Consider the following 26,812-nt stretch of genomic DNA (forward strand, 5'->3'; position numbering starts at 1 on the left):
TTAACAAAATGAAGGTTAGAGCATCTATCAAAAAAAGAAGTGCTGATTGCAAAATTGTACGCAGAAAAGGTGTACTTTTCGTAATCAACAAGAAGAACCCTAAATTTAAACAAAGACAAGGTTAAGAACCGCAATTAAATTATGGCGAGAATTTCAGGTATTGATTTACCAAAGAACAAAAGAGGCGTTATCGGTCTTACTTACATCTACGGTGTTGGAAGAAGTACTGCTTCAGAAATTTTGAAAAGCGCTGGAATCAGCGAAGACAAGAAAGTCAACGAATGGAATGACGATGAATTGGCAGCAATCAGAACTTATATCTTAGACAACGTAAAAGTTGAAGGAGAATTGCGTTCTGAAGTGCAATTGAATATCAAGCGATTGATGGACATAGGATGCCAACGAGGAATACGTCACAGACTAGGACTACCTTTAAGAGGCCAGAGAACGAAAAACAACTCTAGAACCCGTAAAGGAAAGAGAAAAACTGTTGCTAACAAGAAAAAGGCAAGTAAATAATCGTTAGGAATTATGGCAAAACAAACTAAAGTAGTTAAAAAAAGAAAAGTAAAAGTTGAGGCTATTGGTGAAGCGCATATTCAAGCTTCTTTCAATAACATCATCATTTCTTTAACAAATAAAGCAGGAGAAGTTATCTCTTGGGCTTCTGCCGGTAAAATGGGTTTCAGAGGTTCTAAAAAGAATACTCCATTCGCAGCTCAAATGGCTGCTGAAAACTGTTCTCAGGTTGCTTTCGAAGCTGGTCTTAGAAGAGTTAAGGTGTTTGTAAAAGGTCCAGGTGCTGGTAGAGAGTCTGCAATCAGAACTCTTCACAACTCTGGTATCGAAGTAAGCGAAATCGTTGACGTGACGCCTATGCCTCACAACGGATGTCGTCCACCTAAAAGAAGAAGAGTATAATCTTTTAACCTCAAATCTAATACAATGGCAAGATATATTGGCCCTAAAACAAAAATTGCTAGAAAATTTGGTCAAGCAATTTTCGGAGATGATAAAAACTTCGAGAAAAGAAAAAATCAACCACCAGGACAACACGGTCCTAACAAAAGAAGAGGTGCGAAAAAATCAGAATACGCAGTTCAGTTAGCTGAAAAACAAAAAGCTAAATATACTTACGGTATTCTTGAAAGACAATTTGCTAACCTTTTTGACAAAGCTCATAGAAGTAAAGGTGTAACAGGTGAAGTTCTATTGCAACTTTGCGAATCAAGATTGGATAACGTAGTTTACAGATTAGGTTTTGCTAAAACTAGATCTGGAGCTAGACAATTGGTTTCTCACAGACACATCACTGTGAATGGAGAGCTAGTAAACATCCCTTCTTATTTGCTTAAAGCTGGTGATGTAATTGCAGTAAGAGAGAAATCAAAATCTCTTGAAGTAATTGCTAATGCATTAGCTTACAAAACAAATTATGAGTGGTTACAATTCAATGACGAGAAAAAAACTGGTACTTTCACGACTGCTCCTGAGAGAATTCAAATTCCTGAGGACATCAAAGAACAGTTAATCGTCGAATTATACTCTAAATAATAATTTTTTCAAATTTTTGCTCAACCAGACTATGGCAATTTTAACATTTATAAAACCCGATAAAGTAATCCTATTAAACTCGACAGATTTTAAAGGACAATTCGAATTCAGACCTTTGGAACCAGGTTTCGGGCTTACAATCGGTAATGCATTGAGAAGAGTTTTACTTTCTTCTCTGGAAGGATATGCTATTTCATCTATCAAAATAGAAGGCGTAGAGCACGAATTTTCAACTATTCCAGGAGTGATCGAAGATGTTACTGAAATCATTCTTAATCTTAAACAACTTCGTCTTAAAGCAAAAGTTGAAAATCCAGGAAATGAGCAAATTACTGCGAAAATCTCTGGACAAGAACTAGTAACTGCTGGAGATTTAGGAAACTCAATGGTTAACTTTGAGGTTCTTAATCCAGAATTGGTTATTGCAACTTTGGCTAATGATGTTACGTTTGAAATTACTTTCAACGTAGAAAAAGGAAGAGGATATGTTCCGAGCGATCAGAACAAAACAAACAATGCTCCTGTTGGAACTATTGCTATTGACTCTATCTTTACACCTATCAAGAAAGTACAGTATAGTATAGAAAATTATCGTGTAGAGCAAAAAACAGATTACGAAAAATTAGTATTGGATATCGAAACTGATGGATCTATCACTCCTCAGAATGCTTTAACAGAAGCTTCTAAGATTTTGATTTATCACTTTATGTTGTTCTCTGATGAGAGAATTACTTTAGAGACTGAGGCTGTAAAAGCTTCTATCCAGTACGATGAAGAGACTCTTCACACAAGACAACTTCTTAAGTCAAAATTAGCAGATATGGATCTTTCTGTAAGAGCCCTTAACTGTCTGAAAGCGGCTGAAGTAGAAACTCTTGGGGAATTGGTATCTTTCAGTAAATCTGATTTGATGAAATTCAGAAATTTTGGTAAAAAATCTTTAACAGAACTTGAAGAATTGGTTCACTCAAAAGGACTAAATTTCGGGTTTGATGTTGCAAAATATAAGTTAGACGCTGATAAATAATCCTTAAAATGAGACACGGTAAAAAAATAAATCACTTAGGTAGAACGGCGCCGCACAGAAAAGCAATGCTTTCTAACATGGCTTGTTCACTAATTGAGCATAAAAGAATCAACACTACTGTTGCTAAAGCGAAAGCTTTAAGAGTTTACGTGGAACCACTACTAACAAAAGCTAAAGAAGATACAACTCACAATAGAAGAACAGTTTTCTCTTACCTACAAAGTAAAGAAGCTGTTACTGAATTGTTCAGAACTGTAGCTCCTAAAATTGCTGAAAGAAACGGTGGTTACACAAGAATCATCAAGACTGGTTTCAGGGCTGGTGATGCTGCTGATACAGCTTTGATAGAGTTGGTAGATTTCAACGATATCTACAATCCAAACGAAGCTGAGAAGAAAACGACCAGAAGAAGCAGAAGATCTACTGCTGCTCCTAAAAAAGAAGCTGCTGCTGTTGTAGAAGCTCCTGAAGCTAAAGTAGAAGAAGCTCCGGCTGCTGATACTGCTAAAGAAGAAAAAACTGAAGAGTAAGACTTTTAAGTTTTTGAAATAAAGAAAGCCATCTCAATTGAGGTGGCTTTTTGGTTTTTAAACATATAGATGTAAATTTTTTTTATTATATAATAGTTGTATTTTTATTATTAATTTCTATAAATTTATCATTTAAGATTTTCAGTGAAGAAACTAGTCCCTCTTTTTTTTGTTTTTTTCATATTTCTTACATACTCACAATCTTTAGAAAATAGCAATAGTAGTATTCTTGATAAAGCTAATAACTATATTTTTAAAGATGTAAAGAATGCAAAGAAACTTGCAGGATTCGTTGCGGCAAGTAATGCTTCTGCTACAGATAAAATGAGGGCTTTTTTAATTCTTTCGGATGTAGCCTATCTTAATGGAGATTATGTTGGAGTTATTAATAATTTGTACAAAGCAGAAGGAACTGCCAGATTAATAAATAATTCTAACACAAAATTTTTAATGTCTTTATATTTTGCAAAGTATTTTAGAATATTTGGTTTGCATTACTTGTATAAAATTAAAATTGATGAATGTAATAAATTGCTGCCCAAGCTATCTAGTAAAGAATTCTTAGGATATGATTTTCAGAGTTTATATGATTTTGAAAATACATTTACTAGCAACTTTCCCAAAACTAATTTTTCAAGTAAATATTCTATAGATCTTAGAAAACATGATAAATGGATCTCTTCTGTTGAGGATTGTAAATTACGAGTTGGTGAGCTTTATGGAGATGCGGGTAAATCTAAAGATTACTTCTCTAAATATTTAAAATATAATCAAAGATATAAGATAAGTAATGTTTACACGGCAAAAGCATATTTTCTGCTGGCTCAATCAGAGAATAAAATGCATCTTAATCCCTTACCAAATCTTTTACGAGCGGATTCTTTATTAAACCATTATGTTGATAATAATTTAAAAACAGAGGTGAAATATGCTATTGCAATGCATTATCTTCAGAATAATAAACTTCCGCAATACCAATACAATATTGGAGATTATAATAAATTAAATAAAGATTTATATTCCAATCTGGGCAAAGCAAAGAGTATTATTATTAAACATTTACAAATAGAAGCTTCTGATAATTCTTTTGATACCTTTAAGATCCAAATATCGGTAGCATCATTAATTTTTTTGACAATTAGTTTTCTCGGATTTATAATAACAAGGAAAAAATATATTGATTTTTTAAAATATGGAAATAAATCTATATTAACTGGTAGTATTTCCAAAGCAAGTAACAATAATGAAAATCATAATAAGAATTCTATTCCGGAGAAAACGGAAGAGATCATTCTTAGTAAATTACTGAAATTTGAAACAAATAAAAAATTTTTGCAGCCAAGTATTTCACTCATTTCATTATCAAAGGAATTAGAAACTAATACAAGGTATTTATCAGAAATAATTAATCATCATAAAAATCTTAATTTTAATCAGTATATTAATGAGTTAAGAATAAATTATATTGTTGAAAAAATGAAGACAGAGCCAATATACTTAAATTATAAAATACTTTATCTGGCTCAAGAATGCGGATTCTCTTCTCAAAGTACTTTTAGTATTGCTTTCAAATCAATTATGGGAGTGTCTCCTATTTCCTATATAAAATCAATCCGGGATGAAAAAAAAGCATAGTTTCTGTAATTCTTTACACCCACGCATTTTTTTATTGAAATTTAATTTCATTGTGTTTATTTTCTTAAGTGCATTTTTTAGTGCACAACAGAATAATAAAGAAGATTTATTATATAGCAAGGCAATAAAAACATTATATACCGATCCCGAAATTTCTGAAAAACTTGGGTTGCAGCTCTTTTCTAATACGGCTGATGTAAAAACAAAGATAAAAGCGTTGCTTTTATTAGCCCAAGTCAACTCAATATTACTTGATTATAAAAAGTCCTTTTATTATGCTAATGAATCTTTAAAACTGGCTAAAAAGAATAATGATTATGAAAGTCAAATTAATATTCTTGGTTTTTTAGGTATTTTTTATCAAAATATAGAACTTAAAGGTCTTGCCTGGTCTTGCCTTAATGAAGCAAATGAGTTAATTATAAAGCATCCCTTGCCAGATTCGCTTTCATACAAATTAGGGAATATTTTATTAAATAAGGCCCATTTATATCAGGAAGATTTGGATTGTACCTACGCCAATTTATATTATAATAAGGCTATAAAATTATTCGAAAATGCTGTCCCAATAAGATATTCCAATAAAATTAATTTAGCAGTCGCCTTTACTCACAAAGCACTGTGCAAACTCAAAAATAACGAAGAAGACTCTGCCAGGTATTATTTTAATAATGCAATTATTATCGCAAATGCTAATAAAAGTGCTGCTGTTATTTCATTTGCTAAAAATGGTCTTGCAGAGTTGTACGCACAGAAAAAGGATTATAAAAAATCTAATGCAATTCTTCAGGAATCCCTGATCCTGGCAAAGAAATCAAAACAAATGCAGCTGGAATTGGATATTTATAAAATGCTTGCAGATAATTATTATTATCTGGGAGATGATGCCAAAGCCATTTATTTTGCCAAACTTTCTTATAGGGAGCTATCAGATAGCAACAACGAAGAAGCTTCGGCTATCAACAAAATTACCCAATCTTTGGAAGAACAGATTGATATTAACAGGTCAAAAAAGAATAGATTAACTTATTTAGTTTATCTCTTGCTTGCAGTAGCAGGTATTGTATCTCTCTTTTTTATTTATAAAATACAATTAATGACAAAACTTATAAAATAATTTTAATTTCAATTATTTTATTGATAATCAGTGTTTTGTTTTTTCGAATACTTTAATTTTCAGTCATTCTGATAGGCGGTTTTTCTTGAGAAAACAAATAATTTATACATTTGGTTAACAATTTTTAAAACAATTTATTATGAAGAAGTTATTTTTACTGTCTTTTTTCATTCCATTTGCAGGGATGAGTCAATGGTCACAAGAGGGATCAAATATCGGAGCCGTAACTTACGGTAATCAAATAGGAGGTGGCTATCTTGGATCCAATTCTGATGGTAGTATTATTGTTGTTGGTGCACATGGTTATTCTTCAAATACAGGACAGGTGCGTGTGCTAAAGTTTCAGAATAACGATTGGGTAAAGTTGGGTAGCTCCTTAAATGGTGATAACTCGGGAGATTTTTTTGGTTGGGCTACCAGTATCAGTAAAGATGGTTACACTATTGCTGTAGGTGCATTTTATAATGATAACTACATGTCGGATGCTGGCGAGGTTAAAGTATTTCATTATGATGGGACAGATTGGGTCCAAGTGGGTAGTAATATCTATGGGGAAGCTAAAAATGACTATCATGGCAGGTGCGTTAGTATCAGTGCAGATGGAAGTGTTGTAGCTGTAGGTGTTAATAATAATGGTATTGGTAAGGCTAGGATTTATAGATTTAATGGTACATCTTGGGTGAAGATTGGCGGTGACATTGTAGGTACTGGAAATGGTGACCAATTTGGGCGCTCTATAAGTATTAATAGTGAAGGTAACATTGTTGCCGTAGGTGCTAACCAAAATAGTACAAGTGCTACTTCTGCCGGACAAGTCAGGGTTTTTAAGCTGAGTGATAATAATACATGGGAGCAGTTGGGACAAAGCCTCAACGGTACAGCAGCATCTGATAGTTTCGGAATTTCTGTAGATTTGGATAAAACAGGAGAAATTCTGGCAGTAGGAGCTAATACTAATGATGACGCCGGATCAAATGCTGGGCAGATAAAAGTTTACAAATTAAGTAGTAATCTTTGGCAACAGGTAGGAGGTAATATTAATGGTGATGCGGCTGGCGACAGTTTGGGATGGGGCTTAAGCCTTAGTGATGATGGTAATACACTGGCGGCAGGTGCTTATCTCAGCAAAGTACATGGGACTGGCTCTGGACAGGTAAAAGTGCTTAAATTTTCTAATAATAGTTGGAATATTGTGGGAGAACCATTGTATGGTACAACAAATAATTTTAACCTAGGGAAAGCAGTTGCGTTAAATTCTGATGGGAAACTGTTACTTGCCTCATCTCCGGCAGGAGCCTATTCAGTTGGGTTTGTACAAGCTTATAAATATACAGATCCTGTGATGGGAGTGTCAGATTTTAATGAAAAAGCTATTGCATTTTACCCCAATCCTGCAAGAGAAAATTTAACTGTTACCAATGCAAAACAGGATAGTGATTATTCTATTTATAATCTAGCCGGACAAAAATTGATATCGGGTAAAGTTGGTACGGGTAAAATTCCGGTACAGAAACTTGCAAAAGGTAATTATCTCTTGGTACTTACTGAGGGCGGTAAAAACAAAGAAGCTAAATTTATCAAACAATAAGGAACTATATTTTCTTTAAAAAACAGGAAGACTATCTAGACTTCCTGTTTTTTTTATATATAGTAGTGCACTCGGATCCTATTATCATTGTACTTTTGTAAATGAATACATTCATCTTTCATATGTTGAGAATTAGAACATTTTTTTTACTTTTCATCGGCCTTCAGTCTATTTTATCGGCTCAGGTTGCTGCTCCTGTGTATACATTGCCCAAAATTAAATCCAGTATTACGTTGCCGGTCTCTTTGCCTGTTTCTGAAATTAATAATTTGATTAATCAGTCCGTAAAAGGTGTGCTTTACGAAGACCAGTCATTTACCGATAACGATAACGACCAGTTCAAAGTTCGTGTAGAGAAGCAGGGCAATATTGCGCTGAAGGCTTTAACCAATAATCGCTTAATGATTTCGGTGCCTTTGAAAATATGGGCAGAAAAAGGCTACGGAACCTTCGGAGTATATGTTTATAAAGATACCAATTTTAATCTGATAATGAATTTCATTACCACAATTGCTGCAACATCGGATTGGAAACTGAACACCAAGACTACAACAGCGGGATTTGTTTGGACACAGAAACCAGTCTTGGATTATGGTAAAATTAAGATCCCAATTGCACCTTTGATTGAAAGTACGTTGAGAGAACAACAAACCAAATTCACTAGTGTCATAGATCAGCAGATCAAATCTCAATTCAATCTTCAGCCATATCTTTTAATGGTTTGGAACCAATTTTCTAAGCCAATCAATGTTTCTGAGGAATACAACACTTGGCTCAAGATTACACCTCAAAGTACTTACATGTCGCCGTTGCAGGTTTTTCAGGATAAGATTAAAACCACCATCGCGATAGATTTGTACTCCGAAACTTATGTTGGACAAATTCCTCTAGCAACAAAAGACGTTAACACTGTTCCAAAATTTATAATTAATCCTAATATTCCTAACGTTTTTAATCTGCAGACCACAGCCAATATCAGTTTTGATGAAGCAACCAGAATTGCAAAACAACAATTTTTAGATAAAGAATTTGCAATGGGTAGTGAAAACAAAAAAGTCAAGATTACAGATATCTTGGTCTATCAGGAAAAAGAAAATATTGTGATAGAAGCTCACGCAACTGGCGAAGTCAATGGAACGGCTTTCATCAAAGGAAAACCTTTTTACGATGCTGTGAATCACAAAATAAAGTTAAACGTATCTGACTTTAATCTTAAAACCAAGAATTTTTTCCAAAAAGCGTTAACCGTTTTATTTGAAGGAAATATCCGAAGAATGATAGAGAACGACTACGGAATTCCATTGCTAGATATTGAAAATTCTTCCAGAAAAAGTATGATGGATAACTTCAACAAAGAGTATGTAAAAGGAATTAAAATGCAAGGAAATGTCTTGGCATTAAGGCCTACACAATTCTTATTGTCAGAAAAGTATATCACAGTAGTCATTGATACCAATGCGCAACTTCAAATGACTGTATCTGGGTTGAGTTTTTAGTTTTGTTATACTACATAATCAATATTCGATAGCTCCTAGGTTCTTTTATCTTGTATTTTTAGCCTAAGTTATATTTGTTTTGATTTTAATTATCGATAATGATAATTGATTATTGGTGTTATATTTAGAATTAATTTGCTATAATATTTATAAGATAGAGTTGTTTGTTGACTTTTTGTAATTATATTGTTAGTTAATACCTATATTTGCTGTCAATAAATTTTAAAAATGAAGAAAACTCTATCTATCGCACTAGCATTAGGTTATCTATGTGGTTTTGCTCAGGAATCGAAACAACTTGCAAAACTTAAAAAAGAAACTAATGCGAATGTTACAATCAGTAACAGTACTTCTAATCCTAATTTTATCCTTTTTGGAAATGCAAATTCTCTTCAGTTGAAATCTGCTGGAGCAAAAGCAAAAACAGCTGAGTTTCTGGCTGAAAATTTTCAAGCTTTCAATTTAAAATCAATTAATGATCTTGTCTTCGTAGAGGAAACTATAGATAATTATGGTTTGAAAAATGTAATCTACAGACAGCAATACCAAGGTGTTCCCGTTTATGATGGTGTACTGAAATTCCATTTTAACGGAAAAGAACAGTTGGCTTCTATCAACGGTAATTCAATTTCTAATATCAAAGTGGATTCTACGCCAGATATTTCTGCAACAGAAGCGGCAAGTATTGCAAAAAATTTGATTGCAAAACAAAAACTTACAAACAATAATGTTCCTTTCGAGATTGGGAAAAACAATCTTGTGATTTTCCCGAAGAATCTAGTGCAAGGCGGAATTGTGACTTCTTACTTGGCTTATGAAGTAGAAGTGACTAATAAGAATGATGTAAGAGAATTTCTTTTCATAGATGCTCACACAGGCGAACTGGTAGAGCAGTTTACAGGAATCCATCCAATTGATAGAAAACTGTACGAAACTAATACCAATGCGACTAATCTTAAATGGAAAGAAGGAGACGAATTGCCTGGAACTCTCGATAAGTGGCAAAAAAACGAAGTTATAACTTCTGAGCATGTTTATAATTTTTTCAAAAATGCATTTGATTATGTTTCTTATAATAGTAACGATGCATCTATGATAACTATTAACAATAATCCCAACATCAATTGTCCTAATGCCAACTGGAATGGGGTAACGGCTAATTATTGTACAGGAACAGCAGCAGACGATGTTGTAGCTCACGAATGGGGACACGCTTACACCGAATATACAAGTGGTTTAATTTACCAATACCAATCGGGCGCTCTTAACGAATCTTACTCCGATGTTTGGGGAGAGACTATCGATCTTCTTAATAATTATGAAGACGAAGGTGAAAATAATGATGTAAGAACTACAACGGCTTGTAATTCTGGTTCTGTACGTTGGAAAATGGGAGAAGATGCAACTGCATTTGGAGCACCAATCCGTGATATGTGGAATCCAAACTGTAACGGAGATCCCGGAAGTGTTTTAGACTCTAATTACTATTATTGTGGAACTCTTGATAGTGGTGGAGTACATACAACTTCGGGTGTTACTAATCATTTGTATGCTTTGCTTGTAGATGGTGGAACATACAATGGTTACACAATGACGGGAATGGGCTTTGTAAAAGCAGCTCATATCTGGTGGAGAGCTCAAAAAAATTACTTAACACCTACCAGCGACTTTTCTAATTTTGCAGATGCTCTAGAAGCTTCGGCTAATGATTTAATTGGGATTAATCTTCAAGGTTTATCTACTACTGCTAATCCAGCTGGACTATCTGGAGAATCTATTACAGCAGCTGATGTTCAGAATCTTAAAAACGGAATCTTAGCTACAGAATTAAGAATGTCACCAGTGACTCAATGTAATTATGTTCCAATCTTATCTGCTGTTCCAGACTTATGTGCTGGTGCAACTAGTAATCCATTATTCAAAGAAGATTGGGAAAATGGTCTTGGCAACTGGACAGTTACCAATATTCCTACAGACGCTGCTGCTGCTTCTTGGGAAGTAAGAGACTGGACTATTCAGGATAATTTGCCGAAAGGAAGAACAGGTAAAGCAATCTTTGGTGCAGATCCTATAAACGGCGATTGTCAATCAGATCTTCAAAACGGAATTTTACGCTTAGAGAGTCCATTGATTACAATCCCTGCTTTCACAAGTGGAAAATATGAAATGGCTTTCAATCATTATGTAGCAACAGAAGCTCAATATGATGGTGGTAATATCAAGTATAGTATCAATGGTGGTTCTTGGATTCTATTACCAATAACAGCTTTTACTCAGAATGCTTATAATCGTGTTTTAGCAAACTCTGGTAATGATAATCCACTAAAAGGGCAAAGAGCTTTCTCTGGTACAGATGGCGGATCTTTAAGTGGAAGTTGGGGACAAAGTGTTATCGATTTGTCACAAATTGGAGTCGTTTCTGGTTCCAATGTTAAGTTCCGTTTCGAAATGGGAACTGATGGATGCAACGGAAATGATGGTTGGTATCTGGATGAAATCTACGTTTACAATTGCGCAATGCTTGCTGTAGAAGATGTTCAGAAACAAAACGGAATCACTGTTTTTCCGAATCCAACTTCTGGTTTTGTAACGATTCAGAATAGTAAAAACTCCAACTTGAAAAATGTTGAGATCTATAATGTTGCAGGACAAATGATTCAGAGATTCAATATCAATAATGCTAAAAATGCGTCATTGGATATGAGCCAGTTAACAAATGGAACTTATATCTTGAAAGTCAACTCTGAAACAGAAAGTAACTCTGTAAAAGTAATCAAGAAATAATTTTTCGAAATTAATACCTACAAAAAATGCTTCTGAATTTTCGGAAGCATTTTTATTTTAATGAAAGTCAAAGTTCTAATCTTTAACTTCTAAACTCTAATCTCTCAAATTAAAACTTCAAAGCTGTTTCTAAAGACAGCTCCATCATAGTTCTAAGCGCTTGTTCTCTTTGATCTGCAGAGATGAACTCGTGCGTTGGAATGATGTCTGAAACCGTCAAGATTGTAGCTGCATTTTTTCCGAGATGTTGAGCATTAGCAAAAAGAGCAAAAGCTTCCATTTCTACCGCAGGACAATTATGTCTTACTGCAATTTCCGGAACAGCTGGATCTTTTCTGTAAAAGATATCACTAGAGTGGATGTTAGTTGCTTTCGCATTCAAGCCTAATTCCTTTGCAGTTTCATTGATTTTATCAAAAGCACTTCCTTGATTAGAAATGATATCTTCCTCAATTCCCCAAGCAAATTTTGCATAAGTACTTTCGCTGGCAGCATTCTCTACATTTAGGATATCAAATAATTTCAAATCTGTAGAATAAGCACCACAAGTTCCGATTCTGATAATTGTGTCAACTTCATACTCTGTAAACAATTCGTAAGAATAGATTCCGATACTTGGGAATCCCATTCCGCTTGCTCCAACTGTGATTTCTTTTCCTTTGTACTTTCCGGTGAAAAAGAAAATATTTCTGGTTTGACTCACCAATGTAACGTCGGTTAAGAAATTATCAGCAATATATTTAGCTCTTAATGGGTCGCCGGGCATCAAAACCGTTTTTGCGATTTCTCCTTTTTTTGCGCTTATGTGAACACTCATTTTATGAATTTTTTTAAGACCGTGAAGATAAAATTTATATTCCGATTATTGAAACCGATTCTGAAAAATAAAATCAAATAAAACCCAAACACACTTATGGATTTTATAAGCTTTCAGTTACTATTTATACCTTTCGATAATGCCAGATAGGAAAGGCTTGTATTTCTCACTCACTGGGATTCTTTCGTCGCCAATCATAATGCTGTTTTTTCCCACGCTTTGGAGGTGACGGAGAGAAACAATATGGGAGTTGTGAACGCGGATGAAATTGTCATAATTAATCTTTTCCATAATCGACTTCATTGTTTGATGTACAATCAATTTTCGGGTGTTGGTATAGATGATGATATAATCTTTCAAAGCGTTGATTCGGGTGATTTCTTCCAGATTTAATTTGACATCCTCATTATTTGACCTCACGAAAATGAAAGATTCTTTGACGGCAGAAGCAGTCTCTTGTATCAGTTTTTTATTATTTGTAAGATTATAACTTTTATAAGCAGCTTTTAGGAATCGCTCAAACGAAAACGGTTTCAGAAGATAGTCAATCACATCCATTTCAAAACCCTGGATTGCACAATTGTCATAAGCAGTAGTTATAATGACATTTGGGAGCTTGTTAAAACTTTTCAAAAACTCAATTCCAGAAATATTAGGAAGATTGATGTCCAAGAAAATAAGATCAACACTATTGTTTTGTAAAACACCTATTGTTTCCTGGATGTCATAGCAATTAGCAACCAGATTCAAGAAAGGAATTCTTGAGATGTATTCTTCAATCACGTTGTGTGCCAATTCTTCGTCGTCTACAATTATACAATTCATTTTTTAATCTAGTTGAAGGGTTAGGTTGATTTCGTATTCGGAACCATTATCATTGATGTCCAAATTGTACTTATCGGGATAGAGCAAATCGAGCTTCATTTTGGTATTTTTTATTCCAAGCTTATTATTGTCAGTTCTTTCACTCGGTTTGATTTCGTAAAAATTCTTGACATTGAATTTGAGAATATGGTCTTTCAGATCAATCAAAATGTCCAAAGGTCCTTTTTTGAAATCGGCATATTTGAAAGCATTCTCGATAAAAGTTAATAGCAAAAGAGGCTCGATCTTATAAGCTTCGAAGTTGCCATAGAACTGCCAGTTGATATTATTAAATTTATTAAATCTAATAGACTGTATCTCGATATATTTTTTGATATTGATAATCTCATCATTCAGATTGTTTTTCTGTCCGTTTTTATCATTCAGGACATATCGCATTATATCAGACAAAATCAAAATAACTCTTGGCGTATCTGTGGATTGTGTAATGGATAAGGAATAGATACTATTCAAAGCATTGAAGAAAAAATGCGGATTAATCTGTTCTCTCAGGATTTTCAGTTCGCTCGATTGTCTTTCAAATTCTAAGGCTTTGATCATCTTTTGATTTTCCCTCCACTTGTCAACAAAGAAAATCAACGTGCTGAAGACAATAGAGAACAATCCAATCTTAAAGAAAATATCGTGAAAATCTGGACCTTTACGGAATCTCATCATCCGGTCTGGTCTCGGAAAGTCATTCGGAGGAAATGGTGGACGACCTTGCGGATGCTGTGGAAAATGCGGTATAAAGAATATCATCAATGCTACATAAACCACTACAAAAGAAACAACAATAATCGTAATTTTTCTAGGTTTTTGCTTAATGAGATAAGGCAAAAAAAGTTTGTAATTGAGATAGAAAAACAGAATGGAGAACAAGAATATTTTCAGGTTCATCAACAATGCGAATTGTCCAAAAACGGAGTAATCCATTATCAGTTTAAAAGCGATAAGTACCAGCCAGATAATCCAGTGATAGATGTAGATGGTTTTGATGCTTTTCAAAAATGTCTTCATAACAAACAAATCTTTTTTAACGTGCAAAATTCCTCCGATAAAAAACCGAAGGAATTTGCGCTTATTGAAATTTTTGAATCTCGTATTCTATCTTCATAGAGTCCAACTCATTCACCGAGATCCGAGGAAAGGATGAGTTTCCTATTTTTTTTATAACCAATTCAGCCGTTTTGCGAGCTTGTAAACTGTCTTTGAAAGTTTGCTCTCCCGGTATTGCAGGGATGTATGGCTGATTGATAAATGTTTTTTTGTTTTTAATAATCTGATAACCAAATCCGGTTGTTTGCTTCGTAATTTTAATGTCCAGATTATTGTCTTTTTTCTGACAGGAGATTGAGATTAAACCTATTAGAAAAAGAAGTTTCCAAAATGGTCTAGTCATCATCATTATCAGCTTCTGTTGGGTGGAAAACCCAGATGTCATCAAAATAAGAAGATCCGCTATTTCCAGTCAAAACATAGCCATAAGTCCCGAATGAAAAAGCAACTGCGCTTTCTCTGGAAGAACCTTGGAAATTGGTTTTCTCTGTCCAGTCATCTGTATAAGGACTATATTCCCAAGTGGTATTGGAAACACCACTTACCGATCCTGTAGAAACATAGCCTAAACCATTGGCAGCAAAAGCTGCTGTAGAAGCACGGTTTTGAGAATCATCGTCATTACTCGTATCAGCTTTTCTAGTCCAAGTTTCTGCCGAAGGATCAAAAGCCCAGAAATCTGAAACTAAACTTCCATTATTACTTCCAAATCCTACATAAGCAATCCCGTTAATCACGAATGCTGCTCCATCTCTTCTTTTGGATCCACCAAGGCTTACAATGCTTGTCCATGAAGAAGTAGATTCGTCGTATTTATAAAAATCTTTCAACTCGCTTCCGTCATATCCGGTACCAACAAATCCTTTGCTGCCAACACCAAAAGCTAATGCTGCGTATCTTGCTGTCCCTGGGAAGTTTTCTATTTGAGTCCAAGAATTGGATGATGGGTCGTATTTGTAAAAGTCACTCAATTTATTCACTCCGTCATATCCGGTACCAACGTAGCCATACGAAGTTGTTGCAAAACCAACAGCTGAACTTCTCTTAACGCCTAGGAAATCGGCTTTCTGAGTCCAAGAGTTGGCATCGGGATCGTAGCTCCAGAGATCATTGTAATAATATTCGCCATCGTAACCTCCGGTTAGATATCCCTTGCCGTTTACTACAAAAGCAGAAGCATTGGAACGAGGTTTTCCATCTAAATCCGAAACCCTTACCCAATTTCCTATCAACTCATCATCATCATCATTTTTACAGCTTGATAATAAAAACATTCCTGCAAAAGCAAGAAGTAAAACCGAAAGTTTTTTGTCCATTCTTATTTTTTGATGCAAATGAATCCCATTCCGATTGTATTTGAAAATTTTTTAGACCAACGTGTGTTTTTTGTCGTTAAACTGCTTTTTTATTTCGATGTTTTTTGATTGTTGGTTTAAAATCAAAATGGTCTATAGATAATCATCGGTTGTCGAAAACTAATAACGAAAGGAAGAAAATATTTTACCTCTAATAGTCTCACAGCGTATGTTTACAGAAAAAAATGTACAAATATGTATTGTCGTGTGTTGCCTTTCTCCTTTTATTTTCCTGCGAAAGAGAAAGCAACACCTATGAAGTAGGAAATTCTTTGGTGTCTGCCCAATCCAAAGTGGTAATGATAGATACGCTTACCCTTAAGATGTCTACTATTATGAAGGATTCGGTAATCACCTCTGGTAAAAGTGCCATTTTGGTTGGGAGTATCAAAGATCAAACATTCGGAACGGTTAATTCGGCTTCTATGTTTGAGTTGACTCCAGAAAGTTATTCGCTTGCCACAACCTCCAATGTTGTTTTTGATTCTATTGTGATGTATCTCACCAATACCGATTTTTATTACGGAGATACTTTGAAAACCTTTAAAATGGATGTACATCCCATGACGGATAGGATCAAACTTAGAGGTTACGATGGCGAATATTATTACAATAGTGGCTATCTGTATAATAATAGTGATCTAAAATATGCTTCCACCTCTATTGGAAGTGCCGAGTTTCTCCCAAGACCCAATACAGATAGCAGTTACGTGAAAGTTAAGCTGGATCAATCTTATGGTCTTAATATTTTCAATCTTTTGAAAAGTAAAGATGCTACGAGTCAGGAGTATTTTCTTAATTTCTACAAAGGGCTCGCTTTGGTTCCTTCTACCGATAATAATGCCATGTTACGTTTTGGGATCAACACTTCTTATGAGGTTCAAATCAATAAAACAACAAAGGAAAAAGTATCTAATGTTGTTCGTATGTATTATCACACCGCATCGGTCAATGGAACGGAGGAAGTAAAATATACACTCGATTTAAATCCTAGTACAACTTATCAATATAACAAAATCAGTAGCGATTTCTCTGGATCTGATCTTGCTGGTCTTTCGCCCACAACGCCAATTGAGTCTAAAAATCTGGGCAATAAATCCTATATGATGGCGGGAATTGGTGTTTATACACAGGTGGAAATACCTTATTTGAAAACGCTTAAAAATCTTTTTACAAATTATAATATCATTAGTGCAAATCTTACACTAAGTCCAGTTGCAGGCTATTATTCTAACGCTTTCTATAATCCAACGCCGCTTTATTATTATGTAGGAGATAAGAAAAATAATATCATTTCTTCCTTTTTGGAGTCTGATGAAACTACAGAAATTACGGTGAGTTTAACAGATAATAGCGAGTTTCAAAGTGATTATGGTTATACCTTTAACTTGTTGAGCTATGTTAATACCATTCTTTCGGAAACCACGACATCCAATTATAATATTTTGATTTCTCCATCTTCTTATTCGGATGTTTTGTCTGGAAAAGTGGTGGTTGGAGATCAGAATAATTCTACAAATCCAGCAAAACTTCAACTTTATATTCTAGGGTATTAATTCAGAATTTATGTATCAGAAACTCACAATAGTCCTATTTTTTGCATTAATCAATGTGCAAAAACTAAGAGCGCAAGACTCTTCTCCCTATTCTTATTTCGGGATTGGAACTTTTAATAATACAGATAATGCTAGAAATATTTCTTTAGGAAATACCGGTATAGCGCTGCAATCGCCAGATTATATTAATTCTAAAAATCCTGCATCTATAACTACTATTGGTTTACAAAATGTTATTTATGATGTAAGTGGATTGTTGAAGTATAACAATATCTCTAGTAACCAAGGAAAGGACAGCAGATTCAATGGTAATTTTACCAATCTAGGCATTGCAATGCGGATTTCTAATAGAGTTTCTATTGGAGCCAGTGTGCAGCCAACAACGTCTACGGATTACAAATTTGTATCTACAATTCCTGTAGAAGGAACTTCGGGTGATTATCCTATTACTTATGAAGGTAGCGGCGGAATTACCAATTTAGGCGTAACTGCTGGCTATAAAATTAATAACAATTGGAGCATTGGAGGAAAAGTGAAAAATAACTTCGGAACCATCAGTCGCATAGAAACCATAACAACCAATTCTGAACTTGAAATTAGCAGAAACATAAGATATACGGGTTTCAGTTATGGTTTGGGAACGCAGTTTAATAAGTATTTTGAGAAACAAAGACTCCAGTTAACTCTTGGTGCTATTGTTAATTTCAAAAGCAATCTGAATGCAAAAGGAGAAAGTATCTATACAGAAAATAAAGACTATACCAATAGTGTTACAACAAAATTGAGCTCCAAAAGCACTACTTTACCTTTGGAAATGGGAATTGGATTCAGTGTTTTGAAAAATGATAGATACCGTTTCAGTTTTGATTATACCCAAAGCAAATGGAGCGAAGTTAAAAACACAATTACGAATGAAAAGTATTACAACCAAAATGTTTATGGTTTAGGATTCGAACTACTTCCCGAAAGTAAAAATCCAAAAAATGTTGGCGAAGCGTTGATCTACCGTTTCGGGCTTAATTATGATACCGGTTATTTTAAAGTCAATAATCGGGAAATCAATAAAATGGAAGCCACTTTTGGAGTTGGAGTCCCAATGAACAAAATCATTCTGAATATTGGTTATGGCTATGGTAAACGAGGTGTTTTGACGACCAATGCTATCAAAGAGAATTATCATATGCTCAATATCAGCATCGATTTTCTGGACAAATGGTTTACAAAACGATACATCAATTAATTTAATTTATATTACGAAAGGAGGAACTTTTTTTACAAAGCGCCTCCTTTTTTTTATTGAATGATTAAAATCTGCCAAATCAGCGTAATCAGCGAGAATATTTATTTTTAAATTCCAAAGTTCACAAACAAACCAAATCTGGATTTTGCTTCTATGTCGCCACTGGCAAGATTGGTGTAAGCAGGCAACATTATTTCTGTTCCAATACTCCATTTTTTATAGGAAGCTTCAAAACCTATTTTTCCGTAAAGCGCACTTCCGGCGGTTCTAGGCATCACTTCACCAAACTGTTTGTTCCAGTCATAAACCTCGCCTTGTAGTCCCAATTTTCCTGAGATAATACTGTTTTCATTTCTCCAAATCCTCTGAAATCCAGTCATCGCATAATTCCATTGATTCCCAAATTGATAATGTTTTTTATTTTCAGTTTTGATGGTATAATCTGTATTGATGAGCAATGCAAAAAGGTTTTTCTGAAATTTATAATTAAGAGCCAATTGATAATCCCAACTTCCTGTTCCCAATTGGAAGCTTGGATTAACACCAGTTGCGCCTTTCTCATCAAATTTTCCAATAGGGATTTTTACACCTAAACCGCCATTGAGCTGATGAAACGTATTTTTAGAATTAAGGATTTGATAAATTCCCATCAAGCTCGCATCTCCGATTCCATTGATTCTAATATCGCCCTGCAAAGTCTTTTTCTCGTGAAACTGAAACGGCAGACTTCCATAGACACTCAACTTTTCCGTAATCGGAATCTTTCCCCAAATCTGAATAGTGTTAAAAAATTGGTCTTGCGTCAAATCGTTTGTGAAAAGATTTTCTTTCGCTTTGTAATGTTGCGCAAAATATTTGATACCGATGAATTGTGGATTCAATAGAGATTCGAAACCGGAAGAACCATTTCCTGCAGCACAACCACAAGCATCGCAGAAAAATTCTTGGCTTTTCAAAAGATTCTGAGTTTCGTACATTGGAGTGTAAAGACTGTCTTTCTCAATTGCTGAAATTGAAATATTAAGAATTGAAAATATAATTAAAATAAGCTTGTTCATTATTCTGCAAATTGTTTGTTTTTGATGAAATTTTGGTCGGTCAAGGTTTTCAGAAAAGCAATGATGTATTGTTTTTCCAAATTTGACATTGGAATCCCAATGTGACCATTTTGTTTTAAAATCGGATCAAGGTTGGGTTGATTTTCCACATTGTCCGAATAGAAATTGAGAACAGCATCCAAAGAATAGAATCTTCCGTCGTGCATATAAGGCGCCGTCAGTTCTACGTTTTTCAAACTTGGAACTCGGAATTTCATATTGTCATTCCAATCGAGAGTCACACGATATCTTCCACGATCATCGTACTGCGAATTGTAGTACATTCCCGTATTTCTATAACTTTCATCTGTGAATAATTCTCCTGAATGACAACTCGAACATTTATTTTCGAATAAAATTTTCCCCTGAGATTCTTCATTCGTGAAACTGGCTTTTCCTTTTTTTACTTGATCATATTTAGAATCTGCAGAAATCATCGTTACCATAAATTGAGATAATGCTTTGCGGATTCTTTCGCCATTAATTTGGTCATCACCAAAAGCTGATTTGAACATTTTTTTATAATTCGCATCCGCACTCAACTTCGAAATCACTTCCGGAATCGAGCTATCCATTTCAAAATCTGTAGTAATTGGTACTAAGGAACGTTCATCCAGATTATGGCTCACACCGTCCCAAGTATAATTTTTCAGCCAAGCCATATTTTGAATGGCTGGTGCGTTTCGTATTCCCAATTTATCATCAATGCCGTGACTTACGGGATGACCGTGGTGCGTGAAAGCATATTCCTGAATGTGACAAAATCCACAGGAGATTGTATTGTTTCTTGAAAGTTTTCCTTCATAAAATAATTTCTTTCCCAACGCAACACCGTTGGCTGTAACTGGATTTTTATCTAAATCAACAGCCAAAGCAGGGAAATTGTTTGGGATTTCTAGATTGTAAGCTTTGCCTTCCTCAAAAACTTCGCCTTCAATGTCGTTTGAGCAAGATGTTAAAATCCCCGAAATTAAAACAAGGAAAATCCAAAGAGAACTATATCGTCCTCTCTGGAATTGTTGGAATGGATTAATCATTATGAACATGGTCTACTTTGAACATATTAATGAGGTTGTTGCTCACGCTTACAAGATGCGGACTGCTTCCCATTGCCATATTATTTTCGGAAGATAAAGACAAAGCGGTTTGTCCACTCAAATATTGATTAAGATCTGCCAAAATATGAATGGAAGGCGTGATTTCTTTGCTGACTCTTGCTGTTGTTGGCAAATCCAAAACTACTTCTCGGTAAAGATCTGGCGTTCCGTTGGCGGTTGTGTCGCCCATGTTTCCGGTGTGGTTCATAAACTCGGTGTCGGCGGTAGATGTTCCGTATTTTCCTTCCAGTTTTGCGAAAATGTAACCTGCTGCCCAAGACCATGCCATGCCTTCTTGTTTGGCTTTATCCCAAAAAATACCTTGCCCTTCTTGTCCAATCAAATAAGCGGTTGGGCTGATTCCTAATCCGAATTTGATTTTTTTGTAATTGGCTTTGGGGATGTCTGTAAGATTGGCATAAACTATTCCGCCTTGTGCTTCGGCTTGGTTGATGATGAAAGCGCCTTTGTCGGGATTGTTGTAGTTATACTTGAACTCGGTGCCGTTTTCATCGATTAAACTGATGTTGCTGATGATATATTTTAAAGTGGAAAATTGGTGTTTTTGTCCGTTGGTTGAGGTTTGTGTGGTTTGATTGAGGATGATATCGCCAAGATTATCGAATCCATTTTCGAATTTGATTTGGAGATTTCCTGGTTCTGCATTTTGAACTTCGTCGTCATCATTATTAGAACAAGATGAGATTGTGATTAAGGTAAATGCGATAAGGAACAATGATAAAAGTTTAAAAATTTTCATATGATTTTTTTTAGTTGAAACGTTGTTTTTTATACCTAATCCCGCGATAGGGATGGTAGCGGATATCCTTTTTGTCTTTTGTGCAAACGTTGTTTTATAGGCTCGTGTGATAAGACAAAAAGATAGCAGCGGACAGCCCGACCCGAGCTTGGTCCTCCGAGAACTTCTGGATGACAAGCGTGTGCGAGGGGATCGCCCTAATTAATATGTTCAACTAAAAAATGGGTGGTTTGAAGATGTGCTTCAGAAAGAGAAATGTGTAACCTGATTTGTAGGAAAAAGGCAGGTTTGTTGTCGAGAAATTGTTTTGGATTGTGGTTTTGAAAATCTCTGTTGGGATGTAAAAATCCAATATTTTTTGGACTTGATTTTTGCCTTTGGAAAGTGGTGAAGAATTGGAATCGCTGGATTTTGCGAGTTCTTTTCCGAGGTAGCATTTTCCGTTGCAATGGAGTTCTGGTCGCGCTTTGTTGACGCAAAAAACTTGTATTTCGTTATAATTTACAACATATTCCGCCAGTGGAAATGCAGGTTTGCATACCAGATAAAGGATGAGGAATATGTTGCAAATTAGTTTCATTAAAGAAAATTATTTAATGGCTTCTTCGTAGCGTTTGCTTACTTCTTTCCAGTTGGTCACGTTCCAGAAAGCGGTCAAATAATCGGCTCTTTTGTTCTGGTATTTTAGGTAATAGGCGTGTTCCCAAACATCGATTCCCAGGATTGGTGTTCCTTTGACTTCGGCAATGTCCATCAACGGATTGTCCTGATTTCCGCTGGAAGTGACTGCTAATTTTTTATCTGCAGTAACAATTAACCAAGCCCAACCAGAACCAAATCTTTCTGCTCCAGCTTTGCTTAATTTCTCTTTCAATGCGTCCAGACTTCCGAAAGATTCTGTAATTGCTTTTGCTAATTTTGCTGATGGTTGTGTGTTTTTTTCCGGTGTTAGAACTGTCCAAAATAGCTCGTGGTTATAATGTCCTCCAGCGTTATTTCTTACGGCTGGACTTTCTTTTGAAATGTGAGAAAGAATTTTTGTGATACTTTCTTTTTCCAAAGGTGTTCCGGCTACAGCTTTATTAAGATTTGCAGCGTATCCGGCAGCGTGTTTGCTGTAATGGATTTCCATTGTCTCTGCGTCAATTGATCCTTCCAAAGCGTTGTAAGCATAAGGCAAAGGAGTCTGTTTGAACTGTGCAGCTGCAAAAGTTGCTGCTGAAATCGCACTTGCTAGAAATATTTTCTTGATTTTCATAATAACTTAATTTAGATTAAACTTATTGTTTTAGTAATTTTTGAATGTCTTCTATTAATTTCTCTCGATCGGGATGATATTTTCCTCTAAGAGAAGTTTTCTTTCCTTGGGGGTCTTCATAATTCAAGCCTGAGTAATAAAGAATTGGGCTGTTGTTTTCATCGAATCTCGAACGAAGATTTCCTTCTTTATCTACCAAAGCAATCATTCCGCTGTGGTTGAGGCTTTCCGATTGATCTTCTTTGTCTCCAACATAGATATCAAATTGATCTGCCAGTTTCAAGATATAATCTCTGTCACCAGTCAAAAAATGCCAGTTGGGAGATTGGGTTCCCAGCATTCTGGCGTGGTTTTGCAAAACTTCTGGCGTATCATTCGTTGGATCTATGCTGATTGAAATAATCCCAAAATCTTTGCTGTTGATGGTTTCCTCGATATATTTCATATTAGAATTCATCACGGGACAAATCGTTGGACACTTGCTGAAGAAAAACTCAACCAAATAGACTTTGCCTAGCATGTCTTTGTTGGTGATTTTTTTTGAGTTTTGATCTGTTAATTCAAAATCCGGAACTTTCATTACTGTGAAAAGACTCTTTTTGAAATAGCTCATTCCGGCGCCAATAACCACAAAAATCAAAGCCAAAATAATAATCGGAATGATGATTTTGGATTTGGAGTTCTGTTTTTGCTTTTTGTTATTTCGCATTTTTGGCATATTTCTCAGGATTCTTTTCGAATTCTTTTTTACAATGGTCACTGCAAAAACCATACAGTTTTCCTTTGTATGAGACAGTGTCTTTTAGATAATCCGCTGTTTTCATTTTACAGATTGGATCTTCTGCGTTGGCAACTTTTACATTTTTGAGGTCGGTTGCAGGTTTCATTTTTGAAACGTGTTTTACCTTGGGCGCTTCTTGTGCGCACGACAATGCTGATACAGAAAGGAGTATCGATAGAATGAATATTTTCATTGATGTTGATTTTAATTTAATAAAATTTAAAAATGTCTCCAGTAAATAGAGAATTAGATTTTAAAATTAAATCAATGGTGGATGAAAAATATCTGAAAATAGATTAAAGCGATAAGAGAAATTAATATCAGAAATTGAATTTGATTTTTCTGAATTATAATCAATTATTGTAAAGAATTTGAAGTTTTCATCAATGATAAAAGTATCAATGAAGCCTGAAACGTTGATTCTGGAATCATTTTTTGCAGATGGTTCTGAAGTTTTTGACAATTCTTTTTTGAGGTAACATTTTCCTTTGCAAAGAAGTTGAGGTTTCTCTCTGTTTTCACAAAGTTTTTTTGAAATGTAATCGTAGTTTACGGCATAATCCATCATCGGCATTATCGGACGTAATGTTATTGTTAGGATGATAAAAATGCTGACTAGACTTTTCAATGTTGAATCTCTGTACAAATATAAAGTTTTCTCTTTTGAACTATTGATGATAAATGTCAGAAGCAATATTAATAATACAACATAAAAAAAACCTACTCGAAAAGTAGGTTTGATGTTTTAGTTTAGAATTTCTACAAAAAGAATAAATCTTTAATCAAGAGGTTTCCTTCCTGAAATGATGTTAAATAATACGACAATGATGGCAATTACCAATAGAATGTGGATCAGATTTCCCATTCCCATTCCGCCACCTATTCCTAATAATCCTAGCACCCAAACGATGATGCAAATTACTGCGACTAACCATAATAGATTTCTCATAACTTTTATTTTTTTGTTTATTTGATTTATTACTAAACATATTTTGTGCCGTAATTATAATTCGTCATAATTCGTTATTTGTAGATATTTTAAAATTCTAATTAAAACTAGCAAGAACAAATCCAACTGTTTAAGAAGCTAAAAAAAAGATGCTTTTCAGGATTTATTAAATGAACCTGATGGAACGTAATATTTTAAATTTACATTGCAAAAGAAAGAGTTTTATAATAAACTCAAAAGAAGATGTTACTCACCTAAGAATAGTAATCTTAATTTTTTATTTTTAGGGAAATTATTATAAATCAATAATGGTATGATAATGCCAATGCATACTAATAGTGCTTTGTTAAAATTAGGATAAAAATGGAGAATTGGGACGTTGATAACTTGATGAGTGTACATAATAAGCATAGAGGCTCTGCCTATGGAATTAAAAAAGGAAGATTTATGTATTGGGATTTTTTTTGAAAATGTTGAATACAGATAGTATGCAAAGTGATGATAAGAATGCAGATAAAAATGGAATCCCATATTTAATAGTTTTCAACTCTAATTTTATTAGTGGGTATGTGTAACTTGCTATAATTAGCGTGGTTATTATTATAAATGAAATATATACGGGGGGGTGAATGTTTAAATATTTTTGTCTATAAATGTATCCTAAATGAAAGAAGAAAACAGTAAAGAGAGCAACATTTGCATTGCCTGGTAGGTAATAGGGGTAGATTTGATTTATATATGCCAGTAAAAGCATTATTATAATAAAGAGATTTTTATGTTTGATGGATTTAGTTTGGTTATATAAAAACATTGTTGCAAATAAACAACTCACAAACCATAAAACACCCACTGAACCAAATAGATATGCACCGCCAAAAATTGCTTTAATTATTTTTTCGGGAATAAAACCTTTAATGAGAATTAGAGGTATTAAATAGAATAATAAAAGATATGTAATGTATGGTGTCATTAGTCTTTTGCCTTTTTTTTGTAATAATGTCTTATTGTCTTCATATTTAAACAGGAATCCTGAGATGAAAAAAAATAAGGGCATATGAAATAAAAAGATAAATGAATTAAGGAAGCTAGTGTAATGTCCTATGACTACTAGTATTATTCCAAGTGCTTTAATACTGTCTAAGTATTCGATTCTTTTTTGCATAGTTTTCTTTAAATTTTATATTGCTGACTAGATGCTGACAGGCGTAAAGTAATATTTGTGCTTCTAAGAGGTCGATAGTTGTAATAATAAGTTATTATAACGAACTCAAAAGGATGTAAACATTCAAATATTCGGAATTTCGTTTTAACACCAAAATTAGCACCTTAAAATATAAAACCCTGTAAATTATTGATTACAGGGGTTTAAGTGGAGTTGGAGGGAAATGAACCTATTTGATTCTATTATAACTAATTTTATGTAAATGTACTATATATCAGTTTTTTACATATATTTGCATAAGTAGATATATGTAATTTTTATGTCTAAATATAGAATAAGTAGCACCTAAATTAGCACCTATGAATTTTACGTACAAATTAAAGGAACCCAAATCGGAGAAGGAAACATTGATTTATTTTCGTTCATATTTCTTAAATGAAAATAAAAATTTTATTTATTCCACTGGAGAAAAAATTATTCCTTCAGAATGGGATTTTGAAAACAGACAACCAAATGACCTTAATGGCAGAACCAAAAGAGCGGAAAATCATAGAAGTATAAAAAAGCAATTGGATAGATATAGTAGCTTTTTCACTGAAATAGTAAACAGATATAAAAACATCAATGAAGATCTTACCTTAGATATTCTCCGTCAGCGATTTAACGAAGAGTTTAAAAAAATACAATCAAAAGATGATTTTTTTCGAATTTACGATGAATTTATAGAGGAAAAAGAAAATGATTTTTCCGGCAATGCAATTTCCAATTCGACTCTTAAACGTTATAAGTGCAATAAAACATTGCTTGAAGATTTTGAAAAGAAGACGAAGCATAAATTATCTCTTGGTAAATTTGATGAAAAAACGTTCAATAAATTTTTGAAATTTTGTGTGGAAAACCGTGAACATTCAGCAAATACGGTGCACAGAAATATTGGATTATTGAAAACCTTTTTACTTTGGGCATTTAATAAAAAATATAGTTTTAACTCGTAGTGCATTATTAAATTAATTCAATTTTAAGTCTATTCATTTTTCTATTGAAAACAAAAACATTTACAAACTGAATGAAAGTTAATGCTGTTAT

Annotated in this window: 29 protein-coding genes; 14 read left to right on the forward strand and 15 right to left on the reverse strand. The window is 34.2% G+C overall.

Going from position 1 to position 26,812, the window contains the following annotated elements; genetic code table 11:
* Window positions 1-8 precede the first annotated feature (8 nt).
* The 11 genes from rpmJ (at window position 9) to DRF58_RS06980 (ending at window position 11,731) form a co-directional block, all read left to right on the forward strand.
* Window positions 9-125, forward strand: coding sequence for a 50S ribosomal protein L36 (gene rpmJ, locus DRF58_RS06930; RefSeq protein ID WP_007839480.1), 117 nt, complete (start codon window positions 9-11; stop codon window positions 123-125).
* Window positions 126-141: 16 nt separating this feature from the next.
* Entirely contained in the window at window positions 142-519 is a 378-nt protein-coding gene (rpsM, locus tag DRF58_RS06935; protein ID WP_116034136.1) for a 30S ribosomal protein S13, read from the forward strand.
* A 12-nt stretch (window positions 520-531) separates the two neighbouring features.
* Entirely contained in the window at window positions 532-921 is a 390-nt protein-coding gene (rpsK, locus tag DRF58_RS06940; RefSeq protein ID WP_027383298.1) for a 30S ribosomal protein S11, read from the forward strand.
* Between the two features lie 24 nt (window positions 922-945).
* The gene (rpsD, locus tag DRF58_RS06945) at window positions 946-1,554 is read left to right on the forward strand and encodes a 30S ribosomal protein S4 (RefSeq protein ID WP_116034138.1); all 609 of its coding nucleotides are present in this window, start codon (window positions 946-948) and stop codon (window positions 1,552-1,554) included.
* A gap of 31 nt (window positions 1,555-1,585) precedes the next feature.
* The gene (locus DRF58_RS06950) at window positions 1,586-2,581 is read left to right on the forward strand and encodes a DNA-directed RNA polymerase subunit alpha (protein ID WP_116034139.1); all 996 of its coding nucleotides are present in this window, start codon (window positions 1,586-1,588) and stop codon (window positions 2,579-2,581) included.
* An 8-nt stretch (window positions 2,582-2,589) separates the two neighbouring features.
* Window positions 2,590-3,111 carry a 50S ribosomal protein L17 gene (rplQ, locus tag DRF58_RS06955; protein ID WP_116034141.1) on the forward strand — a complete coding sequence of 174 codons (522 nt, stop codon included), beginning with the start codon at window positions 2,590-2,592 and terminating at the stop codon, window positions 3,109-3,111.
* A gap of 144 nt (window positions 3,112-3,255) precedes the next feature.
* Window positions 3,256-4,746: a helix-turn-helix domain-containing protein gene (locus DRF58_RS06960; protein WP_116034142.1), complete on the forward strand. Its 1,491-nt coding sequence runs from the start codon at window positions 3,256-3,258 to the stop codon at window positions 4,744-4,746.
* Window positions 4,730-5,863, forward strand: coding sequence for a tetratricopeptide repeat protein (locus DRF58_RS06965; RefSeq protein WP_116034144.1), 1,134 nt, complete (start codon window positions 4,730-4,732; stop codon window positions 5,861-5,863). The genes DRF58_RS06960 and DRF58_RS06965 overlap by 17 nt, the downstream gene beginning before the upstream one ends.
* Window positions 5,864-6,002: 139 nt before the next feature.
* Window positions 6,003-7,451: a T9SS type A sorting domain-containing protein gene (locus DRF58_RS06970; RefSeq protein ID WP_116034145.1), complete on the forward strand. Its 1,449-nt coding sequence runs from the start codon at window positions 6,003-6,005 to the stop codon at window positions 7,449-7,451.
* A 101-nt stretch (window positions 7,452-7,552) separates the two neighbouring features.
* Window positions 7,553-8,947, forward strand: coding sequence for a DUF4403 family protein (locus tag DRF58_RS06975; protein ID WP_245955374.1), 1,395 nt, complete (start codon window positions 7,553-7,555; stop codon window positions 8,945-8,947).
* Between the two features lie 228 nt (window positions 8,948-9,175).
* Entirely contained in the window at window positions 9,176-11,731 is a 2,556-nt protein-coding gene (locus DRF58_RS06980; RefSeq protein ID WP_116034149.1) for a M4 family metallopeptidase, read from the forward strand.
* Between the two features lie 109 nt (window positions 11,732-11,840).
* On the opposite strand, the gene deoD is transcribed toward DRF58_RS06980, so the two are convergent.
* The 5 genes from deoD to DRF58_RS07005 form a co-directional block, all read right to left on the reverse strand.
* Window positions 11,841-12,548: a purine-nucleoside phosphorylase gene (deoD, locus tag DRF58_RS06985; RefSeq protein ID WP_116034150.1), complete on the reverse strand. Its 708-nt coding sequence runs from the start codon at window positions 12,546-12,548 to the stop codon at window positions 11,841-11,843.
* Between the two features lie 120 nt (window positions 12,549-12,668).
* Window positions 12,669-13,373, reverse strand: a complete 705-nt coding sequence (locus DRF58_RS06990) for a LytR/AlgR family response regulator transcription factor (RefSeq protein ID WP_116034152.1) — start codon at window positions 13,371-13,373, stop codon at window positions 12,669-12,671.
* A 3-nt stretch (window positions 13,374-13,376) separates the two neighbouring features.
* Window positions 13,377-14,432, reverse strand: coding sequence for a sensor histidine kinase (locus DRF58_RS06995; protein WP_116034154.1), 1,056 nt, complete (start codon window positions 14,430-14,432; stop codon window positions 13,377-13,379).
* 61 nt (window positions 14,433-14,493) lie between these two features.
* Window positions 14,494-14,820, reverse strand: a complete 327-nt coding sequence (locus DRF58_RS07000) for a DUF4907 domain-containing protein (RefSeq protein ID WP_157966714.1) — start codon at window positions 14,818-14,820, stop codon at window positions 14,494-14,496.
* Window positions 14,807-15,787, reverse strand: coding sequence for a Kelch repeat-containing protein (locus DRF58_RS07005; RefSeq protein WP_116034157.1), 981 nt, complete (start codon window positions 15,785-15,787; stop codon window positions 14,807-14,809). The genes DRF58_RS07000 and DRF58_RS07005 overlap by 14 nt, the downstream gene beginning before the upstream one ends.
* 224 nt (window positions 15,788-16,011) lie before the next feature.
* Here DRF58_RS07005 and DRF58_RS07010 point away from each other — a divergent pair, with 224 nt between their 5' ends.
* A complete protein-coding gene (locus tag DRF58_RS07010) occupies window positions 16,012-17,382 on the forward strand; it encodes a DUF4270 family protein (RefSeq protein WP_116034159.1) in 1,371 nt (456 codons plus the stop codon).
* A 55-nt stretch (window positions 17,383-17,437) separates the two neighbouring features.
* Complete coding sequence (locus tag DRF58_RS07015) at window positions 17,438-18,622, forward strand: OmpP1/FadL family transporter (RefSeq protein ID WP_123902379.1); 1,185 nt, start codon at window positions 17,438-17,440, stop codon at window positions 18,620-18,622.
* A 107-nt stretch (window positions 18,623-18,729) separates the two neighbouring features.
* Here the strand turns inward: DRF58_RS07015 and DRF58_RS07020 are convergent, their stop codons facing one another.
* The 10 genes from DRF58_RS07020 to DRF58_RS07065 form a co-directional block, all read right to left on the reverse strand.
* Entirely contained in the window at window positions 18,730-19,680 is a 951-nt protein-coding gene (locus tag DRF58_RS07020) for a transporter (protein ID WP_116034162.1), read from the reverse strand.
* A complete protein-coding gene (locus tag DRF58_RS07025) occupies window positions 19,680-20,765 on the reverse strand; it encodes a cytochrome-c peroxidase (protein WP_116034164.1) in 1,086 nt (361 codons plus the stop codon). Before DRF58_RS07025 ends, DRF58_RS07020 begins: the two co-directional genes overlap by 1 nt.
* Window positions 20,749-21,576, reverse strand: coding sequence for an MbnP family protein (locus tag DRF58_RS07030; RefSeq protein WP_116034165.1), 828 nt, complete (start codon window positions 21,574-21,576; stop codon window positions 20,749-20,751). The genes DRF58_RS07025 and DRF58_RS07030 overlap by 17 nt, the downstream gene beginning before the upstream one ends.
* Before the next feature lie 214 nt (window positions 21,577-21,790).
* A complete protein-coding gene (locus tag DRF58_RS07035; RefSeq protein WP_116034167.1) occupies window positions 21,791-22,156 on the reverse strand; it encodes a hypothetical protein in 366 nt (121 codons plus the stop codon).
* Window positions 22,157-22,165: 9 nt separating this feature from the next.
* Complete coding sequence (locus DRF58_RS07040) at window positions 22,166-22,834, reverse strand: superoxide dismutase (protein ID WP_116034169.1); 669 nt, start codon at window positions 22,832-22,834, stop codon at window positions 22,166-22,168.
* Window positions 22,835-22,856: 22 nt separating this feature from the next.
* A complete protein-coding gene (locus DRF58_RS07045) occupies window positions 22,857-23,552 on the reverse strand; it encodes an SCO family protein (RefSeq protein WP_379883727.1) in 696 nt (231 codons plus the stop codon).
* Entirely contained in the window at window positions 23,533-23,808 is a 276-nt protein-coding gene (locus DRF58_RS07050; protein WP_116034172.1) for a YHS domain-containing protein, read from the reverse strand. The genes DRF58_RS07045 and DRF58_RS07050 overlap by 20 nt, the downstream gene beginning before the upstream one ends.
* A gap of 66 nt (window positions 23,809-23,874) precedes the next feature.
* Window positions 23,875-24,243, reverse strand: coding sequence for a hypothetical protein (locus DRF58_RS07055; protein ID WP_123902380.1), 369 nt, complete (start codon window positions 24,241-24,243; stop codon window positions 23,875-23,877).
* A 150-nt stretch (window positions 24,244-24,393) separates the two neighbouring features.
* Entirely contained in the window at window positions 24,394-24,564 is a 171-nt protein-coding gene (locus DRF58_RS07060; protein WP_116034175.1) for a lmo0937 family membrane protein, read from the reverse strand.
* A 445-nt stretch (window positions 24,565-25,009) separates the two neighbouring features.
* Window positions 25,010-25,726, reverse strand: a complete 717-nt coding sequence (locus DRF58_RS07065) for an acyltransferase family protein (protein ID WP_116034177.1) — start codon at window positions 25,724-25,726, stop codon at window positions 25,010-25,012.
* Between the two features lie 359 nt (window positions 25,727-26,085).
* Here DRF58_RS07065 and DRF58_RS07070 point away from each other — a divergent pair, with 359 nt between their 5' ends.
* Entirely contained in the window at window positions 26,086-26,721 is a 636-nt protein-coding gene (locus DRF58_RS07070; RefSeq protein ID WP_157966715.1) for a phage integrase SAM-like domain-containing protein, read from the forward strand.
* Window positions 26,722-26,812: the final 91 nt, after the last annotated feature.

Origin of the sequence: Epilithonimonas hispanica, from assembly GCF_003385395.1 — a bacterium.
GTDB classification, from domain to species: Bacteria; Bacteroidota; Bacteroidia; order Flavobacteriales; family Weeksellaceae; genus Epilithonimonas; species Epilithonimonas hispanica.

Excerpts from the sequence above, each read along its gene's own strand:
- rpmJ (WP_007839480.1), top strand. The coding sequence starts at position 9 with ATGAAGGTTAGAGCATCTATCAAAAAAAGAAGTGCTGATTGCAAAATT.
- DRF58_RS06950 (WP_116034139.1), top strand. The coding sequence starts at position 1,586 with ATGGCAATTTTAACATTTATAAAACCCGATAAAGTAATCCTATTAAAC.
- DRF58_RS06965 (WP_116034144.1), top strand. The coding sequence starts at position 4,730 with ATGAAAAAAAAGCATAGTTTCTGTAATTCTTTACACCCACGCATTTTT.
- rplQ (WP_116034141.1), top strand. The coding sequence starts at position 2,590 with ATGAGACACGGTAAAAAAATAAATCACTTAGGTAGAACGGCGCCGCAC.
- DRF58_RS07045 (WP_379883727.1), bottom strand. The coding sequence starts at position 23,552 with ATGCCAAAAATGCGAAATAACAAAAAGCAAAAACAGAACTCCAAATCC.
- DRF58_RS06990 (WP_116034152.1), bottom strand. The coding sequence starts at position 13,373 with ATGAATTGTATAATTGTAGACGACGAAGAATTGGCACACAACGTGATT.
- DRF58_RS07005 (WP_116034157.1), bottom strand. The coding sequence starts at position 15,787 with ATGGACAAAAAACTTTCGGTTTTACTTCTTGCTTTTGCAGGAATGTTT.
- DRF58_RS07040 (WP_116034169.1), bottom strand. The coding sequence starts at position 22,834 with ATGAAAATCAAGAAAATATTTCTAGCAAGTGCGATTTCAGCAGCAACT.
- DRF58_RS07010 (WP_116034159.1), top strand. The coding sequence starts at position 16,012 with ATGTACAAATATGTATTGTCGTGTGTTGCCTTTCTCCTTTTATTTTCC.
- DRF58_RS07050 (WP_116034172.1), bottom strand. The coding sequence starts at position 23,808 with ATGAAAATATTCATTCTATCGATACTCCTTTCTGTATCAGCATTGTCG.
- DRF58_RS07065 (WP_116034177.1), bottom strand. The coding sequence starts at position 25,726 with ATGCAAAAAAGAATCGAATACTTAGACAGTATTAAAGCACTTGGAATA.
- deoD (WP_116034150.1), bottom strand. The coding sequence starts at position 12,548 with ATGAGTGTTCACATAAGCGCAAAAAAAGGAGAAATCGCAAAAACGGTT.
- DRF58_RS06995 (WP_116034154.1), bottom strand. The coding sequence starts at position 14,432 with ATGAAGACATTTTTGAAAAGCATCAAAACCATCTACATCTATCACTGG.
- rpsK (WP_027383298.1), top strand. The coding sequence starts at position 532 with ATGGCAAAACAAACTAAAGTAGTTAAAAAAAGAAAAGTAAAAGTTGAG.
- DRF58_RS06975 (WP_245955374.1), top strand. The coding sequence starts at position 7,553 with ATGAATACATTCATCTTTCATATGTTGAGAATTAGAACATTTTTTTTA.
- DRF58_RS06980 (WP_116034149.1), top strand. The coding sequence starts at position 9,176 with ATGAAGAAAACTCTATCTATCGCACTAGCATTAGGTTATCTATGTGGT.
- DRF58_RS07030 (WP_116034165.1), bottom strand. The coding sequence starts at position 21,576 with ATGAAAATTTTTAAACTTTTATCATTGTTCCTTATCGCATTTACCTTA.
- DRF58_RS07000 (WP_157966714.1), bottom strand. The coding sequence starts at position 14,820 with ATGATGATGACTAGACCATTTTGGAAACTTCTTTTTCTAATAGGTTTA.
- DRF58_RS06970 (WP_116034145.1), top strand. The coding sequence starts at position 6,003 with ATGAAGAAGTTATTTTTACTGTCTTTTTTCATTCCATTTGCAGGGATG.
- rpsM (WP_116034136.1), top strand. The coding sequence starts at position 142 with ATGGCGAGAATTTCAGGTATTGATTTACCAAAGAACAAAAGAGGCGTT.
- DRF58_RS07070 (WP_157966715.1), top strand. The coding sequence starts at position 26,086 with ATGAATTTTACGTACAAATTAAAGGAACCCAAATCGGAGAAGGAAACA.
- rpsD (WP_116034138.1), top strand. The coding sequence starts at position 946 with ATGGCAAGATATATTGGCCCTAAAACAAAAATTGCTAGAAAATTTGGT.
- DRF58_RS07025 (WP_116034164.1), bottom strand. The coding sequence starts at position 20,765 with ATGTTCATAATGATTAATCCATTCCAACAATTCCAGAGAGGACGATAT.
- DRF58_RS07060 (WP_116034175.1), bottom strand. The coding sequence starts at position 24,564 with ATGAGAAATCTATTATGGTTAGTCGCAGTAATTTGCATCATCGTTTGG.
- DRF58_RS07035 (WP_116034167.1), bottom strand. The coding sequence starts at position 22,156 with ATGAAACTAATTTGCAACATATTCCTCATCCTTTATCTGGTATGCAAA.
- DRF58_RS07020 (WP_116034162.1), bottom strand. The coding sequence starts at position 19,680 with ATGAACAAGCTTATTTTAATTATATTTTCAATTCTTAATATTTCAATT.